12 protein-coding genes are annotated in these 15,161 nt (G+C 66.1%); 10 read left to right on the forward strand and 2 right to left on the reverse strand.

Features of this window, described 5'->3' with window-relative positions; genetic code table 11:
• Window positions 1-151: 151 nt before the first annotated feature.
• The 6 genes from AC0V2Y_RS02380 to AC0V2Y_RS02405 all read left to right on the forward strand — a co-directional run bounded on the left by AC0V2Y_RS02380 (window position 152) and on the right by AC0V2Y_RS02405 (window position 7,467).
• Complete coding sequence (locus AC0V2Y_RS02380; RefSeq protein WP_475417403.1) at window positions 152-1,666, forward strand: ABC transporter ATP-binding protein; 1,515 nt, start codon at window positions 152-154, stop codon at window positions 1,664-1,666.
• Entirely contained in the window at window positions 1,659-2,741 is a 1,083-nt protein-coding gene (locus AC0V2Y_RS02385; RefSeq protein ID WP_475417402.1) for an ABC transporter permease, read from the forward strand. The genes AC0V2Y_RS02380 and AC0V2Y_RS02385 overlap by 8 nt, the downstream gene beginning before the upstream one ends.
• Window positions 2,734-3,663, forward strand: coding sequence for an ABC transporter permease (locus AC0V2Y_RS02390; RefSeq protein WP_139090222.1), 930 nt, complete (start codon window positions 2,734-2,736; stop codon window positions 3,661-3,663). Before AC0V2Y_RS02385 ends, AC0V2Y_RS02390 begins: the two co-directional genes overlap by 8 nt.
• 21 nt (window positions 3,664-3,684) lie before the next feature.
• The gene (locus tag AC0V2Y_RS02395; protein WP_475417401.1) at window positions 3,685-4,761 is read left to right on the forward strand and encodes a BMP family ABC transporter substrate-binding protein; all 1,077 of its coding nucleotides are present in this window, start codon (window positions 3,685-3,687) and stop codon (window positions 4,759-4,761) included.
• Window positions 4,762-4,881: 120 nt separating this feature from the next.
• Window positions 4,882-5,718, forward strand: coding sequence for an HDOD domain-containing protein (locus tag AC0V2Y_RS02400; protein ID WP_326458580.1), 837 nt, complete (start codon window positions 4,882-4,884; stop codon window positions 5,716-5,718).
• Between the two features lie 135 nt (window positions 5,719-5,853).
• Window positions 5,854-7,467 carry a M28 family peptidase gene (locus tag AC0V2Y_RS02405; RefSeq protein WP_475417400.1) on the forward strand — a complete coding sequence of 538 codons (1,614 nt, stop codon included), beginning with the start codon at window positions 5,854-5,856 and terminating at the stop codon, window positions 7,465-7,467.
• A gap of 162 nt (window positions 7,468-7,629) precedes the next feature.
• Here AC0V2Y_RS02405 and AC0V2Y_RS02410 read toward each other — a convergent pair whose 3' ends face one another.
• On the reverse strand, window positions 7,630-8,844 hold the full coding sequence (locus tag AC0V2Y_RS02410; protein ID WP_475417399.1) for an MFS transporter: 1,215 nt from the start codon (window positions 8,842-8,844) through the stop codon (window positions 7,630-7,632).
• Window positions 8,845-9,015: 171 nt separating this feature from the next.
• Window positions 9,016-10,014 carry an LLM class flavin-dependent oxidoreductase gene (locus AC0V2Y_RS02415; protein ID WP_475417398.1) on the reverse strand — a complete coding sequence of 333 codons (999 nt, stop codon included), beginning with the start codon at window positions 10,012-10,014 and terminating at the stop codon, window positions 9,016-9,018.
• A 216-nt stretch (window positions 10,015-10,230) separates the two neighbouring features.
• Between AC0V2Y_RS02415 and AC0V2Y_RS02420 the strand changes: the two genes are divergently transcribed.
• From AC0V2Y_RS02420 to galK, 4 genes are all read left to right on the forward strand, one after another.
• The gene (locus AC0V2Y_RS02420) at window positions 10,231-11,736 is read left to right on the forward strand and encodes a dipeptidase (RefSeq protein ID WP_475417397.1); all 1,506 of its coding nucleotides are present in this window, start codon (window positions 10,231-10,233) and stop codon (window positions 11,734-11,736) included.
• A gap of 69 nt (window positions 11,737-11,805) precedes the next feature.
• Window positions 11,806-12,909 (forward strand): galactose-1-phosphate uridylyltransferase, encoded by a 1,104-nt coding sequence (galT, locus tag AC0V2Y_RS02425; RefSeq protein WP_475417396.1) that lies wholly within the window; start codon window positions 11,806-11,808, stop codon window positions 12,907-12,909.
• On the forward strand, window positions 12,906-14,012 hold the full coding sequence (locus tag AC0V2Y_RS02430; RefSeq protein WP_475417395.1) for a M24 family metallopeptidase: 1,107 nt from the start codon (window positions 12,906-12,908) through the stop codon (window positions 14,010-14,012). The genes galT and AC0V2Y_RS02430 overlap by 4 nt, the downstream gene beginning before the upstream one ends.
• Window positions 14,009-15,076 (forward strand): galactokinase, encoded by a 1,068-nt coding sequence (gene galK, locus AC0V2Y_RS02435; protein ID WP_475417394.1) that lies wholly within the window; start codon window positions 14,009-14,011, stop codon window positions 15,074-15,076. The genes AC0V2Y_RS02430 and galK overlap by 4 nt, the downstream gene beginning before the upstream one ends.
• Window positions 15,077-15,161: the final 85 nt, after the last annotated feature.

A 15,161-nucleotide genomic window follows, 5' to 3' on the forward strand; every position in this document is an offset into this window, starting at 1 on the left:
GACAGGTGTTGTTTTTTTGCGGAAATAGAAATGCGTGCCGCCACGCCATCCCCCAAGCGCCGTGGATGCCGATACGATAGAGACAAGAGCTTGAATTTTTCCTCCACCGGCGACCATGCCGGCGACCCCGCAGCGAGGCACGAAAAAAACAATGACGGCACGCCTGGAATTACACGATATCAGCAAGCGCTATCCGGCCGTGGTGGCCAATGACGGCATCGATCTCACCGTCGCGCCCGGACAAATCCACGCCGTGCTCGGCGAGAACGGCGCCGGTAAATCGACCCTGATGAAAATCATCTACGGCGCCGTGCAGCCCGACGGCGGCCGCATTGTGTGGAACGGCCGCGAGGTCGAGATCGCCAACCCGTCGGCCGCGCGCGCGCTCGGCATCGCCATGGTGTTCCAGCACTTTTCCCTGTTCGATACCTTGACGGTCGCGGAAAACATCGCCCTCGGTTTGCCCGCCGGCACCAACATGGCGGAGTTGGCGCAGCGCATCGAAGACACGGCGCGCCAGTACGGCCTGGACCTGGAACCGCAGCGCCACGTGCACACGCTATCCGTCGGCGAATGCCAGCGCGTGGAAATCGTGCGCGCCTTGCTGGCCAAGCCGCAACTGCTGATCCTCGACGAACCGACGTCCGTGCTGACGCCGGGCGCCGTGGAAAAGCTGTTTGCCACCTTGCGCCAGTTGGCGGCCGAAGGCTGCAGCATCCTGTACATCAGCCACAAGCTCGACGAGATCCGCGCCCTGTGCCATACGTGCACGGTGGTGCGCGCGGGAAAGAATGCGGGCGTGTGCGACCCTTCGCAAGAGTCGGCGGCCAGCCTGTCGCGCATGATGATCGGCGCCGAACCGCCCACCGTCACGCGCGTGGCGCGCACGCCCGGCGCCGCCATGCTGAGCGTGCGCAATCTGCATTTGCCGAAGAGCCATCCGTTCGCCACGCAATTGATCGATATCCATTTCGACGTGCGCGCGGGCGAGATCGTCGGCATCGCGGGCGTATCCGGCAATGGCCAGCAGGAATTGCTGGCCGCCCTGTCGGGCGAGGACCTGCGCGCGGCCCCCGCCAGCATCGTGCTCAACGGCATGCCTGCCGGGCGCCTGCCGCCGGGCCGCCGCCGCGCCCTCGGTTTCGGCTTCGTGCCGGAAGAACGGCTGGGGCGGGGCGCCGTGCCCGACATGGGGCTGGCCGATAACGTGCTGCTCAGCTTGCAGACCCCCGCCACCATCCGCCACGGTTTCCTGCGCCGTGGCGCGATCGCGCAGCGGGCGGCCGCCATCATCGCCCGCTTCCAGGTGAAGGCGGGCGGGCCGCAGGCGCTGGCGCGCAGCCTGTCGGGCGGCAACTTGCAGAAATACATAGTCGGACGCGAAGTCATGCGCGAACCCACGGTGCTGGTGGTGGCGCAACCGACCTGGGGCGTGGACGTGGGCGCGGCCGCGCAAATCCGCGCCGAATTGCTGGCGCTGCGCGACGCGGGTTGCGCGCTGCTGGTCGTATCGGAAGAACTCGATGAATTGTTCGAGATCAGCGACCGCCTGCTGGTGATGGCGAAAGGAAAAATTTCACCGTCGCTGGACGTGGGCGAGGCCAGCGTGGATCTAGTGGGGCAATGGATGAGCGGGCTGTGGCCGCAGGAGGCTGCCCATGGCTAAGTTCGCCTTGCGCCTGGAAGCCCGGCCCGCACCGTCGCGGCTGATGTCGTGGCTGTCGCCGGTGCTGGCCGTGCTGCTGACCGTGCTGTGCGGCGCTTTGTTATTTCTTGCGCTGGGCCACGATCCGCTGGCCGGCCTGGCCGTCTTCTTCGTGGAACCCTTGCGCGACGCGCACGGCTGGTCCGAACTGGGGATTAAAGTCGCCCCTTTGCTGTTGATCGCCGTGGGCCTGGCCATCTGCTTTCGCGCCAACATCTACAACATCGGTGCGGAAGGGCAGCTGACCCTGGGCGCCATCTGCGGCGGCGCGGCGGCCCTGTACCTGGACACGGGCGATGGCGCGGGCGGCGCGGCCATCATCGGCATTTCCCTGCTGGCCGGCATGGCGGGCGGCATGGCGTGGGCGGGCCTGGTGGCCTGGCTGCGCGACCGTTACAACGCCAGCGAAATCCTCGTCTCGCTGATGCTCGTCTATATCGCGCAATTGCTGCTCAGCTATCTCGTGTACGGCGTGCTGCGCGACCCGGAAGGGTTCAATTTTCCTCAGTCGAAACTGCTGTCGGACGGCTTGCTGTTGCCGATGGTGATCAGCGATACGCGCTTGCACGTGGGTATCGTGTTTGCCCTGCTGGCCTCGCTGGGCGGCTGGTTGTATCTGTCGCGCAGCATTGCCGGTTTCCGCCTGCGCGTGGGCGGCATGGCGCCCGCCGCCGCCCGCTATGCGGGTTTTTCTTCGCGCAAGACCTTGTGGTCGTCCTTGCTGATCTGCGGCGCCCTGTCGGGCCTGGCGGGCGCCTGCGAAGTGCTGGGACCGATGGGGCAGCTGACGCCCACGGTCTCGCCCGGCTACGGCTTTGCCGCCATCATCGTCGCCTTCGTGGGGCGGCTGCATCCCGTGGGCGTGATTTTCTCCAGCTTCGTCATGGCCCTGTTCTATATCGGCGGCGAACTGGCGCAATCGCGCCTCGGCTTGCCCAGCGCCATCACTGGCGTGTTCCAGGGCATCTTGCTGTTCGCCTTGCTCGCCTGCGACGTACTGATCCAATACAAATTGCGCTGGAGAAAACATGGATAACCTGGCCCTGACGATAGCGCCCTTGATTGCCGCCAGCATCAACGCGGGCACGCCGCTGATGCTCGCCGCGCTCGGTTTATTGGTGAATGAAAAGGCGGGCGTGGTCAACCTGGGCGCGGAAGGCATGATGCTGGTCTCGGCCATCACGGGCTTTGCCGTGGCCGTCAACACGGGCAGCCCCACCCTGGGCTTCCTGGCGGGGGCAGGGGCCAGCATGGTCCTGTCGGGCTTCTTTGCCTGGCTGACCGTGTGGCTGGGCACGAACCAGTACGCGACGGGCCTGGCTTTATCTCTGTTCGGCGCGGGCGCGTCCACGTACATCGGCCTGAAGTACGTGGGCAACAGCCTGCAGAACGGCCGCTTCGGCATCCCTGTACTGGAAGACATTCCCGTGCTGGGGCCGGCCCTGTTCCGCCAGCATCCGATGGTGTATCTGTCCTTGCTGCTGTGCGTGGCCATCGCCTGGTTCTTGTACCGCACGCGGGCGGGCCTGGTGCTGCGCGCCGTGGGCGAATCGCCCGCGTCCGCGCATGCACTCGGCTATCCCGTGCGGCGTATCCGCCTGGCGGCCGTGCTGTTCGGCGGCGCCTGCTGTGGTCTGGCCGGCGCATTTTTGTCGCTCGTGTACACGCCGCTGTGGGTCGAGGGCATGGTGGCGGGACGGGGATGGATCGCGCTGGCGCTGACGACCTTTGCCACCTGGCGCCCGGCGCGCGTGGTGGGCGGCGCCTACCTGTTCGGCGGCATCACGATATTGACGTTCCACGCGCAGGCGCTGGGCGTGCCCATCGCCTCGCAACTGCTGTCGATGCTGCCGTATGTGGCGGCCATCGTCGTGCTCGTGCTCATTTCCAGCAATGCCAATTACATCAAGCTCAACATGCCCGCTTCGCTGGGGAAAAATTTCAATCCCGGAAATTAATCACTCACCACAAGGAAAACCATGTCCAAGAAATTACTGTGCGCCGCCGTCTGCAGTTTTGTTTTGATGCCCGTCATGGCTGCCGCACCGGCCACCGTTCCGCTGAACGTCGGCTTCGTGTATATCAGCCCCATCGGCGACGCGGGCTGGACCACCCAGCACGATCAGGCGCGCAAGGAAATGGAAAAGGCGCTAGGCAACAAGATCAGCACCAAGTATGTGGAAAACGTGCCGGAAAGCGCCGATGCGGAGCGCGTGATCCGCGACCTGGCGCAAACGGGCAGCAAGCTGGTCATCACGACTTCGTTCGGTTACATGAATCCCACCTTGAAAGTGGCGAAGCAATTTCCTAATGTGAAGTTCATTCATTTGACGGGATACAAGACGGCCGTCAACGTGGCCAACACGAATGCCCGGTTCTACGAGGGCCGCTACCTGGCCGGCGTGTTGGCCGGCAAGATGAGCAAGACCCATGTGGCCGGTTACGTGGCGGCGTTTCCCATCCCGGAAGTGTTGCAGGGAGTGAACGCCTTCACGCGCGGCATGCGCAGCGTCGACCCGAAGGCGGAAGTGAAAGTGGTGTGGGTGAATAGCTGGTTCGACCCGGGCAAGGAGCGCGACGCGGCCATCACCCTGATCGGCCAGGGCGCCGACGTGGTCACCCACCACACGGACTCGACCGCAGTGGTGCAGGCGGCGGAAGAGAAGGGCAAATATGCGATCGCCTACCACTCGGACATGAAAAAGTACGGGCCGAAGGCGCAGCTGGCCGCCGTCACCCACCATTGGGGCGAGTACTACACGAAGCAGGCGCAGGCCGTGCTGGACGGCACGTGGAAGTCCAGCAGCACCTGGGGCGGCATCAAGGATGGCATGGTCAAGCTGGAAGGCATCAACGCTGCCGTGCCTGCCGACGTGAAACAGTTTGTATTGGCGCGCGAGAAAGACTTGGTTGCTGGCAAGCTTAATCCTTTCAGCTCGCCGATCAAGGATAACGATGGCAAGGTGCGCCTGGACAAAGGCGTGCTCGACGATGCGGCGCTGACGAAGATGGATTATTTTGTCGAAGGCGTGGCAGGAAAAGTTTCCGGAAAGTAATAGGGTTGCGTATAAACTTGCTGTAATATTGCCGGAAACGGGAGCCAGGCCGGGGATACATGCGCGTTCCCGGCCCACCCACACAGCAGAGCCTAATAGGCCCGTACCGGAGATCGACCCATGGACAGACTGGAAGTATTCAAGATTATCGCGCTGCAAGCGAGCAAGGGCGAGCTGACGTTCCCCGCCAACGTCAAGGCCACCTTGAAGCTGCAGGAAGCGCTGGACGACCCCGATTGCCATATCGAAGCGGCCGCCCGCATGGTCATGGCCGAGCCGCTGCTGTCGGCGCGGGTCGTGGCATTGGCCAACTCGGCCGCCTACAACCGTTCCGGCAATGAAATCGCCAATGTGCGTGCGGCCGTTTCGCGCCTGGGCTTTGCCACCTTGAAATCGATGGTGGCGTCCGTCATCGTGCGCCAGCTGGGCAGCCAGATCACGGACCCGCAATTGCGCGCCAAGGCGGCCAAGCTGTGGGAACACACGGCCCACGTGGCCGCGCTGAGTCAGGTGATTGCCAGGAAAGTCACGCATGTGGACGTGGAAACGGCCATGTTCGCCGCCATCGTGCACGAAGTGGGCGGCTTTTATCTGCTGTCGCGCGCCGAGGAATATCCGGGCCTGCTCGACGACAACACCGAAGACTGGATCGAATACGGCGAAAAACTGATCGGCCGCGGCGTGCTGCGCCAGCTGCAGGTGCCGGACATGGTCTTGCAGGCAGTGGAAGGCATGTGGCACGGCGGCAGCACGTTCCCGCCCCGCACCCTGGGCGCGACCCTGGTGCTGGCCAACGATCTGTCGCCCGTCGGCTCGCCGTTGCACCCGCCGGAAAGCGCCGCGCGGCGCCAGGCGGCGGCGAAGATCGATTTCGGCATCGGCGGCAGCACCCTGCATACGATCCTCGAGGAATCGGCCGAAGAGATCGAATCCCTGGCGGCCGCCTTGCTCGTGTAATTTACTCGGCCATGACATCCCCGCCTTGCCGCGGGGATTTTTTTCGTCCGCATTTTGCCGCGCCTGCCCCATGGCATACAATCGCCGGCTCGGCCATCCGCCGGACTGAATGTCTCCTCTTATCCAAAGGATCTTATGCAGAAGCTGTTTTCTTCCCTCGCCTTGACCGCGCTGGCGTTTTCCGCCCAGGCCGCCACCGGTTTGCCCGTGGTGCAGGAAGCGCCCTTGCGCGCCCACCTGGCCTTCCTGTCCAACGACTTATTGGAAGGCCGGGGCACGGGCCAACGCGGCGCCGACCTGACGGTGGCGTACCTGGAAACCCAGGCGCAGATGGCCGGATTGCAACCTGTGCGCGGCAACAGTTACCGCCAGAGCGTGCAGATCGCCGGCGTGAAGTCGCTGCCTGCCGAGAGCAGCCTGCAGGCGGTGGCGTTCGGCAAGGCCGTGCCGCTGGCGTTCGGCCCCGACTGGGTCTGGGCCACGGGCGACTCCGTTGCCGCGCACACGTTCGACGCGCCGCTGGTGTTCGTCGGCTACGGCATCACGGCGCCGGAAGAGGGCTGGAACGATTTCAAGGGCGCCGATGTCAAAAACAAGATCGTCGTCATGATGGTCAACGACCCGCAGCCGACCGCGCTTGATCCGAACCGCTTCGCCGGCAAGGCGCTGACCTATTACGGCCGCTGGACCTACAAATTCGAGGAAGCCAAACGTCAGGGCGCGGCGGGCGTATTGCTGATCCACACGAAACCGTCGGCCTCGTACGACTGGAGCGTCGTGCAGAACAGCTGGAGCGGCAGCGAACGTTTTCAATTGGCCGACCGCACTGCCGGCACGCCACTGCAGGGCTGGATCGCGGAAGACGCGGCGCGCCGGCTGTTTGCGGCGGGCGGACAGGATCTGGACGCCTTGCGCGCCAAGGCGGAAAGCAAGGATTTCCAGGCCGTCGCCTTGAACGCCAAGCTGTCGGGCGAGATGAAGTCCATCGTGCGCAAGGTGGAGCAATTCAATATCGCCGGCATGGTGCCGGGCACCGACCCGACATTGAAAGATGAAGCCGTCATCTACAGCGGCCACTGGGACCACCTGGGCAAGCAAGGTGACTCTGGAGACACGATCTACAACGGCGCCGTCGACAACGCGTCGGGCACGGCCGGCTTGCTGGCCATGGCGCAGGAAGCCGTGAAAAAGCCTGCGAAGCGCACGCAGATATTCCTGTGGGTGGCGGCCGAGGAACAGGGGCTATTGGGCAGCGCCGCCTACGCGGCCGATCCGCTGTGGCCGCTGGACAAGACGGCCGCCGCGCTGAACCTCGACAGCCTGAACTTCGTGGGCGCCACGCACGACATCGGCGCGCAGGGCAGCGAGCGCACGGAGCTGGGGGCGATGGCGGCGGCAACCGCCAAAGCCATGGGCATGCACATTGCGGCAGCGCGTCCCGACCTGGCTGGCGGTTATTTCCGCAGCGACCATTTCAGCTTTGCCAAGGCGGGTGTGCCCGCGTTTTCCATCAATGGCGGACGCGAGTACATCAAGGACGTGGCAGCATCGAAAGCCAAGGCGGCCGCCTACGGCCCCCGCTACCATCAGGTCACCGATGAGTACGACGCCAGCTGGGATCTGTCCGGCATGACGCAGCAGGCGCAATTTACCCTGAATCTGGGCCTAGCCGTGGCGAATGGCGCGAAGATGCCGGCCTGGAAGGCGGGCGATGCGTTTGGCAAGGCGCGCGGGCAGGCCGCGAAATAAGACGTGGTCCGTGCAAGCAACGTTGTCGCATTACACACGGCCTCGCCGCACCTCGGCGGCCCCGCTAATCCGACCTACGCCTGTTCGCTTGGAGCAAGTGCGTAGGTCGGGTTAGCGCGCCAGCGCGTAACCCGACAACATTGTTGGCGCCGCAGCGCCGGATCAAGCCGTCCGTTCCAGCTTGCGCTGCGTATGTCGGTACTTGCTCCACACCAGCAGCATCAGCAGCGGCATGGCGCCGCCGACCATGCACAGGGCGGGCCAGCCGCCGGCGGCAAAGCTGGCGCTGGCCAGCGCGGAGCCTGCCGAGGCGCCGATGAAGCCGCCCGCGATGAAGACGGTGGTGACCCGCGCCCGCGCATGCGGCGCCAGTTTATAGATGATGGACTGGTGCGTCACTTGCAGGCCCATCACGCCCATGTCCAGCAGCACGATGCCGATCAACAGCAGCACCAGCGAATGGGCGCCGAAGCCGATCAGGGCCCAGCCCGCGATCGAGGCGACCGCCAGCAGCCACGTGGCCTGGCGCGCATAGCCGCGGTCGGCCATGCGGCCCGCCGTGTTGGCGGCAAAGGCGCCCGTGGCGCCCGCCAGGCCGAACAGGCCGATCTGCATTTCCGAGTAATGATACGGCGCGCCGCTGAGCAGGAAGGTCAGGCCCGTCCAGAACACGCTGAAGGTGCCCAGGCCCAGGCCGGAGAACAGGGCGCGCTGGCGCAGCAAGGGTTCCTGGCGGATGATGTCAGCCAGCGAGGCCATCAGCTTGCCGTATTGCAGCGTGCCACGTGGCGCCTCGTTCGGCAGGATGCGGCGCAGCATGACGAGCAGGGCGGCCACGACGATGGCGGCCAGCACGTAGATGGTGCGCCAGCCGCCGCTGATCTGCGACACGGTGCCGGACACGGTACGCGCCAGCAAGATGCCCAGCAACAAACCCGTCATGACGGTGCCCACCATGCGGCCCCGGCTGTGGTCGGGCGCATACGAGGCCACCATGGCCGTGACCACCATCAAGGCGCTGGACGTGATCCCCATCAGGACGCTGGCGATGGCAAAGACGATGATGTTCTGGCTGGTGGCGGCCAGCAGCAGGGCACCGATCTTGGCGATCAGCATCCACGTCAGCAACTGGCGGCGGTTCAGCACGTCACTGAGGGGCACCAGAAACACGATGCCCAGCACGTAGCCGATCTGCGTCGCCGTGACCAGGTAGCCCGCTTGCGGCACGCTGACGCCAAACGAGGCGGCCAGCATGGATGTGAGCGGCTGCACATAGTACAGGCTGGCGACGAGCACGCCGGCGGACAGGGCGAACAACAGGATACGGGTGGAGCTCAGCAGGGCGCTGGCATCGACGGATGAGGGTGCAGATTTCATGCGATACAACTTTCTTGGAATGACGCTTTTGGATGAGCATGATAGCGGGGCTGCGCATTTCTTGCCGGGCGCGGCCGATTTTGCGGCTGGGCGTGAGCAAAAAAATCCCGGCGATCGTTGCCGACGGCCGGGAAAAGGGTATTTGGGGAAATACCGGGGGAGACAGTGAAGTTACTGCGCGCGCGCCAGCTCCGCATGCACCTGCGCCGTGATTTCATACGAGCGCAGGCGGTGCTGGTGCTCGAAGATCTGCGAGGTGATCATCAATTCGTCGGCACCCGTTTCGGCGATGAAGGCGGCCATCTTCGCCTTCACCGTGTCCGGTGCGCCGATGGCCGTGCAGGACAGGACGGAATCGAGCATGGCGCGTTCCTGCGGGCCCAGCTGTTCCAGGTAGCCGGGTACGGGCGGCTGCAGACGCGACGGGCGGCCCGTGCGCAGGTTGACGAACGCCTGCTGCATCGACGTGGCGCGCAAGTGCGCCTCGGCATCCGTGTCGGCGGCGAAGACGTTAAAGCCCAGCATCACGTACGGTTGCACCAACTGCTTCGATGGCTTGAAGTGTTCGCGGTAATAGGCCACGGCTTGCATCATCATCTGCGGCGCGAAGTGCGAGGCGAAGGCATACGGCAAGCCCAGGTGGGCTGCCAGCTGGGCGCCGAACAGGCTGGACCCCAGTATCCACACGGGCACTTTCGCCCCCTTGCCGGGCACGGCCAGCACGCGCTGGCGCGGTTCGTCGGACATATAGTCGATCAGTTCCAGCACGTCCTGCGGAAACTGTTCCGCGTCGGACTGCAGGTCGCGGCGCAGGGCGCGCGCCGTCGTCTGGTCGGAGCCGGGCGCGCGGCCCAGGCCCAGGTCGATGCGGCCCGGATGCAGCGCTTCCAGCGTGCCGAACTGTTCCGCGATGACCAGCGGCGAGTGGTTCGGCAGCATGACGCCGCCCGCGCCCACGCGGATGGTCTTGGTGCCGGCCGCCACATGGGCGATGACGACGGCCGTGGCGGCGCTGGCGATACCGGGCATGCCGTGGTGTTCGGCCAGCCAGTAGCGGTTGTAGCCCCAGCGTTCGCCGTGCTGCGCCAGGTCCAGCGTGTTCTTGAACGACTGGCTAACGTTGCTGCCTTCGGCGATGGGCGCGAGGTCGAGTATGGAAAATGGAATCATGGTAGCGATATCGGGACGTGGTGGAAAATCACAATGGACGATTTGTCTATCCCCTGACGCTGGCAGGGTCACCCATGACGGCGTGGCGGGGAAGACAGGCTGGGCACATGATAATGCGAATCGGGAATTTGCGTACTGATCGGTAAAAAACTCGTGTTGATTGGAAATCGGTGCGGGCGATGCTAGAGTGGGCCTCCCCACTTCACGCGCCCCGCCATGTTCAAGAAACCCCTGCTGTTGTCCCTGCTTGGCCTGCTGCTGCAGCCCTCCGTTCACGCCGCCCCCGTCAGCCCGCAGGCGCAGGAGACGGCCCGCTACGCGCTGGCCACCTATCCCGAACCGCTGATCGCCAGCCTGGCGAAGATGGTCAGTTTCAACACGGTGGCCGACCCGGCCGTGCCGTTTGCCGAGAATCCCCAGCACACGGGTTTTAAACGCTACCTGGCGGCCGAGGCGCAGCGCCTCGGTTTCGATTTCCACGATCACGGCCACGTGCTGGTCATCGGCATGGGCAAGGGCAGCGAGCGGGTGGGCGTGATCACGCACGGCGACGTGCAGCCCGTCAATCCCGCCAAATGGGCCCGCTCGCCATTCGAGCTGGACCGTACCAGCGAACCGGGCAAACTGCTGGGACGGGGCACGGAAGACGACAAGGGCCCCATCGCCACGGCCCTGTACGCGATGAAAGCCATCCAGGACAAGCAAGTGCCGTTGAGCAAGCGCATCGAGCTGTACGTGTACATGGCCGAGGAGTCGGACTGGGAACCGCTGAAACAGTTCCTCAAGACCCACACGCCGCCGCAGCTGAACATCACCATCGATGCGGAATACCCGGTGGTGACGGCCGAGAAAGGCTATGGCTCCATCAAGCTGACCTTGCCGCCGCGCACGGCCATGCCGGCCGACGGCGGCCCCGTGCTGAAGAGCCTGACGGGCGGCTTTTTCGGCAGCCAGATTCCGGAAGACGCGCTAGCCGTCATCGAACGCGCGCCGGCCGCGCTGGAAGCGGCCATCCGCGCCCGCGCGCAGCAGCAGAAGGGCATGCGCTACAGCTACGCGCGCGAGGGCGGCACCTTGACGGTGACGGCGCTGGGCGTGTCGGCCCACTCGTCGAAGCCGGAAGACGGCGTCAACGCCATCAGCATGCTGGCCGATGCCCTGGCCGTGCAGCCGTGGCGGGGCACGCAGGCGGCCGACATGCTGTCGTTCCTGAATGAACTGGTGGGTACCGGCATTTACGGCGAGCGCTTCGGCCAGATCGCCTACCGCGACGGTTTCATGGGCCCGATGACGGTGGCGCCTACCGTGCTCAAGCAAGATGGCGGCGCGCTGGAACTGAACATCAACCTGCGCCGTCCGCAAGGCAAGACGGCGGCCGTGCTGCAGCAGCAGGTGACGGCCGCCTTCGATGGCTGGAAGGCGCGGCGCCAGGTGCCGGCCGCGTTGCAGGTGCAGATCGGCGAGCCGTGGCTGCAGACGGCGGCGCCGCAGATTCCCACCTTGCTGTCCGTTTTCGAGCACTACACGGGCATGGCGCATCCGCAACCGGTGTCCATCGGCGGCGGCACCAATTCGCGCCTGTTCCCGAATGCCGTCAGCTTCGGCCCCGCCATGCCGCATACGGTGTACACGGGCCATTCCGAGCATGAGTTCATCACGGAAAAACAGTTGCTGCTGAACTTGCAGATGTACACGGCCGTGCTGATCGAACTGGCGAAATAAACGTCTTCGCCGGAACTTTTTTGGGCAGTGCCAGTCTTAAGAATTCGTGTCTTAAGATTGCGAAACATCATGTATTGCAAGCAACTCGCCAAGCCCGACGGGCGCCAGCTGACCCTGTACAGCCGGCGTCCCATCGTCGTCGCCGGCGTTGCACCGAGTCCCTTCCCCGCGGCGCAGGAAGCCAATCCGCACTTGCGCTGGCATCCCTTGCGCGGCGAATGGGTGGCCTACGCGGCTTACCGCCAGGGCCGCCCCTTTCTGCCGCTGGACCGGTACAACCCGCTGGCGCCCACGCGCGATCCCGCGCAGCCGACGGAATTGCCTGCCGGCGATTACGACATCGCCGTCTTCGACAACCGCTTTCCCACCCTGGCGCCGCACGCGCATGATCCGCCCGACTTGACGGTCGCCACGGCGCCCGCCCGCGGCCATTGCGAAGTGGTGGTGTTCGCGCAGGATGCCGGCGCCTCGCTGGGCACGCTGGCGCTTGGCCACATGGCCTTGCTGCTGCAGGTGTGGGGGGAGCGCACGGCACAGCTGGCCAGCCGGCCCGGCATCGCGTACGTGCTGCCGTTCGAGAACCGCGGCGCGGAAGTGGGCGTGACCCTGCACCATCCGCATGGCCAGATCTACGCCTACCCCTTTGTTCCGCCCGTGCCGGCGCGCATGCTGGAGCAGGAACACGCATATTTCGCCAGCCATGGCCAGGCCCTGCTGGTCGACATGGCGCGGCGTGAAGCCGATGACGGCGCGCGCCTGCTGTACCTGGGGCCCGAGGCGATTGCCTTTGTGCCCGCCTGCGCCCGCTATCCGTACGAGGCGTGGGTGATGCCGCTGCGGCAGACGGACAGCTTTACGGCCTTGTCGGCGCGGCAGCGCGACGACCTGGCGCGCGCCCTCAAGACCGTGCTGCTGAAATACGACGGCTTGTGGCGGCGCGCCATGCCTTACCTGATGGCCTGGTACCAGGCGCCGCCGGACGGCCGCGCGCACCCGGACACGCAGCTGCACGCACAGTTTTATCCGCCGTACCGCACGCGCGAACGGCTCAAATATCTGGCCGGCACCGAGCTGGCCGCCGGCATGTACGCCATGGATGCCCTGCCCGAGGAATCGGCGCGGCAGCTGCAGCAAGTGCGCGTGGCATGGGAAATGGCAGAGGAAATCGCATGAACTGGAATGTTGAACTGGAAATTGCGCACAAACTGGCGCAGATGCGTGGCTGGCTGGAACAGGAAAGGGCCGGCGCGTTGCGCCTGCGCGGCGTGGACTGGTTCGCCTGGGCCACGGCGGGCGCGTCGGGCAGCAGCTGCCAGACGGCCGAGTGCGGCTGTGCCGAGGTGCTCGTCACGCGCGATGCGGCCTACATCCTCACCGATGCGGCCGAGGCGCAGCGGCTGCGCCAGGAAGAGGTGCGCGGCAGCTGGACCTGGCAAGTGACGCCGTGGATGCAGCCCCGGCTGGCTGAATTGCGCGAGCATTTCGTGCAGCATGCGGCGGGAGGGCGGCCCGTGCTGTGCGACCGGCCCGGCCTGCACGAGCGCTGCCTGCCCGTCGCCTTGCGCGAGGAGCGCCTGCCCCTGCTGGCGCCGGAACAGGCGCGCTACCGCGAAGTGGGCCGGCTGGCCTCCGCTGCCGCCAGCGAGGCGCTGCGCGCCGCGCGGCCCGATTGGAGCGAGCAGGAACTGGCCGGCGCCTGCGCCCGCGCCCTGTGGTCGCGCGGCCTGCATGCCGTGTACGTGCTGGCGGCGGGTGCCGAGCGCTTCGAGCGCTACCGGCGCGCGCCGCCCGCCGCGTCGCCGCTGGGCGAACGGGCCGTGCTGGCGCTGTGCGCGCAAGGCTTCGGCCTGTGCGCCAGCTTGAGCCGCCAGCGCCGTTTCCGCCCCGCGCGCGACGGCATCGGCGAAGCCGACGCGGCCATCCTGGCGCTGGAAGCGGTGGCGCTCGATGCCTGCGTGGCGGGGCATGCGCTGAGCATGGTGTATCACGCGCTCGACAGCGCCTATGCATATGCGGGCCAGCCCGATACGGTGCAGGAATTCCGGCAGGGCGGCATCGCCGGCTACCGCGCGCCCGAGGTGGCCGCCGGCGCGCATACGGAAATCGCCCTGAAGGACGGCATGGCCGTGGCCTTCCATCCCAGCCTGCCCGGCAGCATGGTGGAAGACACTTTCCTGCTCAGCGGCGGGCGCCTGCACAACCTGACCTGCGATCCGGACTGGCCGGCGGCAACGGTGCAGGGACGGCGGCGTCCGCTGACCCTGGAAGTGCAATGATCACTCCCGACGCATATTTCGGCGCCGTCCCCGTGGTGGCGGCCTCGGCGCCCGGAAGGGTCAACCTGCTGGGCGAGCATACGGACTACAACGACGGCTACATGCTGCCGTGCGCCACGCCGCAGCGCACGCGGGTGATGCTGGCGCCGGCCGCCGACGGGCACCACCAGTTCTATTCGGCCACCTTTGACGAACTCGTGCGTTTCGAGCGCCAGAGCGCCGCGCCGCCCGGCTTCGGCCGCTACCTGGAAGGCTGCATACGCCTGTTCGAGGCGCGCGGCGTCGCGGTGCCGGCCGTGCGCGGCCACATCGATTCGGACGTGCCGCCGGGCGCCGGCCTGTCGAGCAGCGCCGCGCTGGAGATCGCCATGCTGCGCGCGCTGCGCCAGTTGCTGGGGCTGCAGATCGACGACGTGTCGCTGGCGCTGATGGGGCAGCAGGCGGAAATCCGCTACGCGCAGGTCAATTGCGGCGTGATGGACCAGATGGCGTGCAGCCTGGCCGACGAGCATCACATGCTGCTGCTCGACGCGCGCACCCTGCGCCATGCGCTGCTGGCGCTGCCCCACGACAGCGAGGTGCTGGTGGTCGACAGCGGCGTGCCGCGCACCCTGGCCGGCAGCGCCTACAACGTGCGCCGCGCCGAGTGCGAACAGGCGGCGCGCCTGCTGGGCGTGGCGGCGCTGCGCGACGTGCGCGAGCCGTCCGTGGTGGAAGGCTTGCCCGAGCCGTACCGCCGCCGCGCGCGCCACGTGGTCAGCGCAAACCTGCGCGTGCTGCAGGCTTGCGGCCAGCATGGTCCCGTGCTCTTCGGCCAGCTGATGGCGCAGTCGCACGCCAGCCTGCGCGACGATTACGAGGTATCGCTGCCGGTGCTCGATGCGCTGGTGGCGCTGCTGTCGGCGCAGTCCGCCGTGTACGGCGCGCGCCTGACGGGCGCCGGTTTTGGCGGCGCCTGCGTGGCCCTGTGCCGCAAGCAGGGCGCGGCCAGCGCGGGGCGTACGGTGGTGCAGCGCTTTAACGCCCTGGGACACCACGCACGCATGGTGGTTCCGCTCGACTGAGCATGGTTTGATCCTGCTCATGCGTTACAGGGCAAGCCCCATACGGCGGAACTTGCCCCATGCCGCACGCATCCAACTGGCATGC

The sequence above is a fragment of the Janthinobacterium sp. BHSEK genome, from assembly GCF_056174685.1.

Bases quoted from the DNA above. Each gene is read 5' to 3' on its own strand.
- AC0V2Y_RS02380 (WP_475417403.1), top strand. From the start codon at position 152: ATGACGGCACGCCTGGAATTACACGATATCAGCAAGCGCTATCCGGCC.
- AC0V2Y_RS02385 (WP_475417402.1), top strand. From the start codon at position 1,659: ATGGCTAAGTTCGCCTTGCGCCTGGAAGCCCGGCCCGCACCGTCGCGG.
- AC0V2Y_RS02390 (WP_139090222.1), top strand. From the start codon at position 2,734: ATGGATAACCTGGCCCTGACGATAGCGCCCTTGATTGCCGCCAGCATC.
- AC0V2Y_RS02395 (WP_475417401.1), top strand. From the start codon at position 3,685: ATGTCCAAGAAATTACTGTGCGCCGCCGTCTGCAGTTTTGTTTTGATG.
- AC0V2Y_RS02400 (WP_326458580.1), top strand. From the start codon at position 4,882: ATGGACAGACTGGAAGTATTCAAGATTATCGCGCTGCAAGCGAGCAAG.
- AC0V2Y_RS02405 (WP_475417400.1), top strand. From the start codon at position 5,854: ATGCAGAAGCTGTTTTCTTCCCTCGCCTTGACCGCGCTGGCGTTTTCC.
- AC0V2Y_RS02410 (WP_475417399.1), bottom strand. From the start codon at position 8,844: ATGAAATCTGCACCCTCATCCGTCGATGCCAGCGCCCTGCTGAGCTCC.
- AC0V2Y_RS02415 (WP_475417398.1), bottom strand. From the start codon at position 10,014: ATGATTCCATTTTCCATACTCGACCTCGCGCCCATCGCCGAAGGCAGC.
- AC0V2Y_RS02420 (WP_475417397.1), top strand. From the start codon at position 10,231: ATGTTCAAGAAACCCCTGCTGTTGTCCCTGCTTGGCCTGCTGCTGCAG.
- galT (WP_475417396.1), top strand. From the start codon at position 11,806: ATGTATTGCAAGCAACTCGCCAAGCCCGACGGGCGCCAGCTGACCCTG.
- AC0V2Y_RS02430 (WP_475417395.1), top strand. From the start codon at position 12,906: ATGAACTGGAATGTTGAACTGGAAATTGCGCACAAACTGGCGCAGATG.
- galK (WP_475417394.1), top strand. From the start codon at position 14,009: ATGATCACTCCCGACGCATATTTCGGCGCCGTCCCCGTGGTGGCGGCC.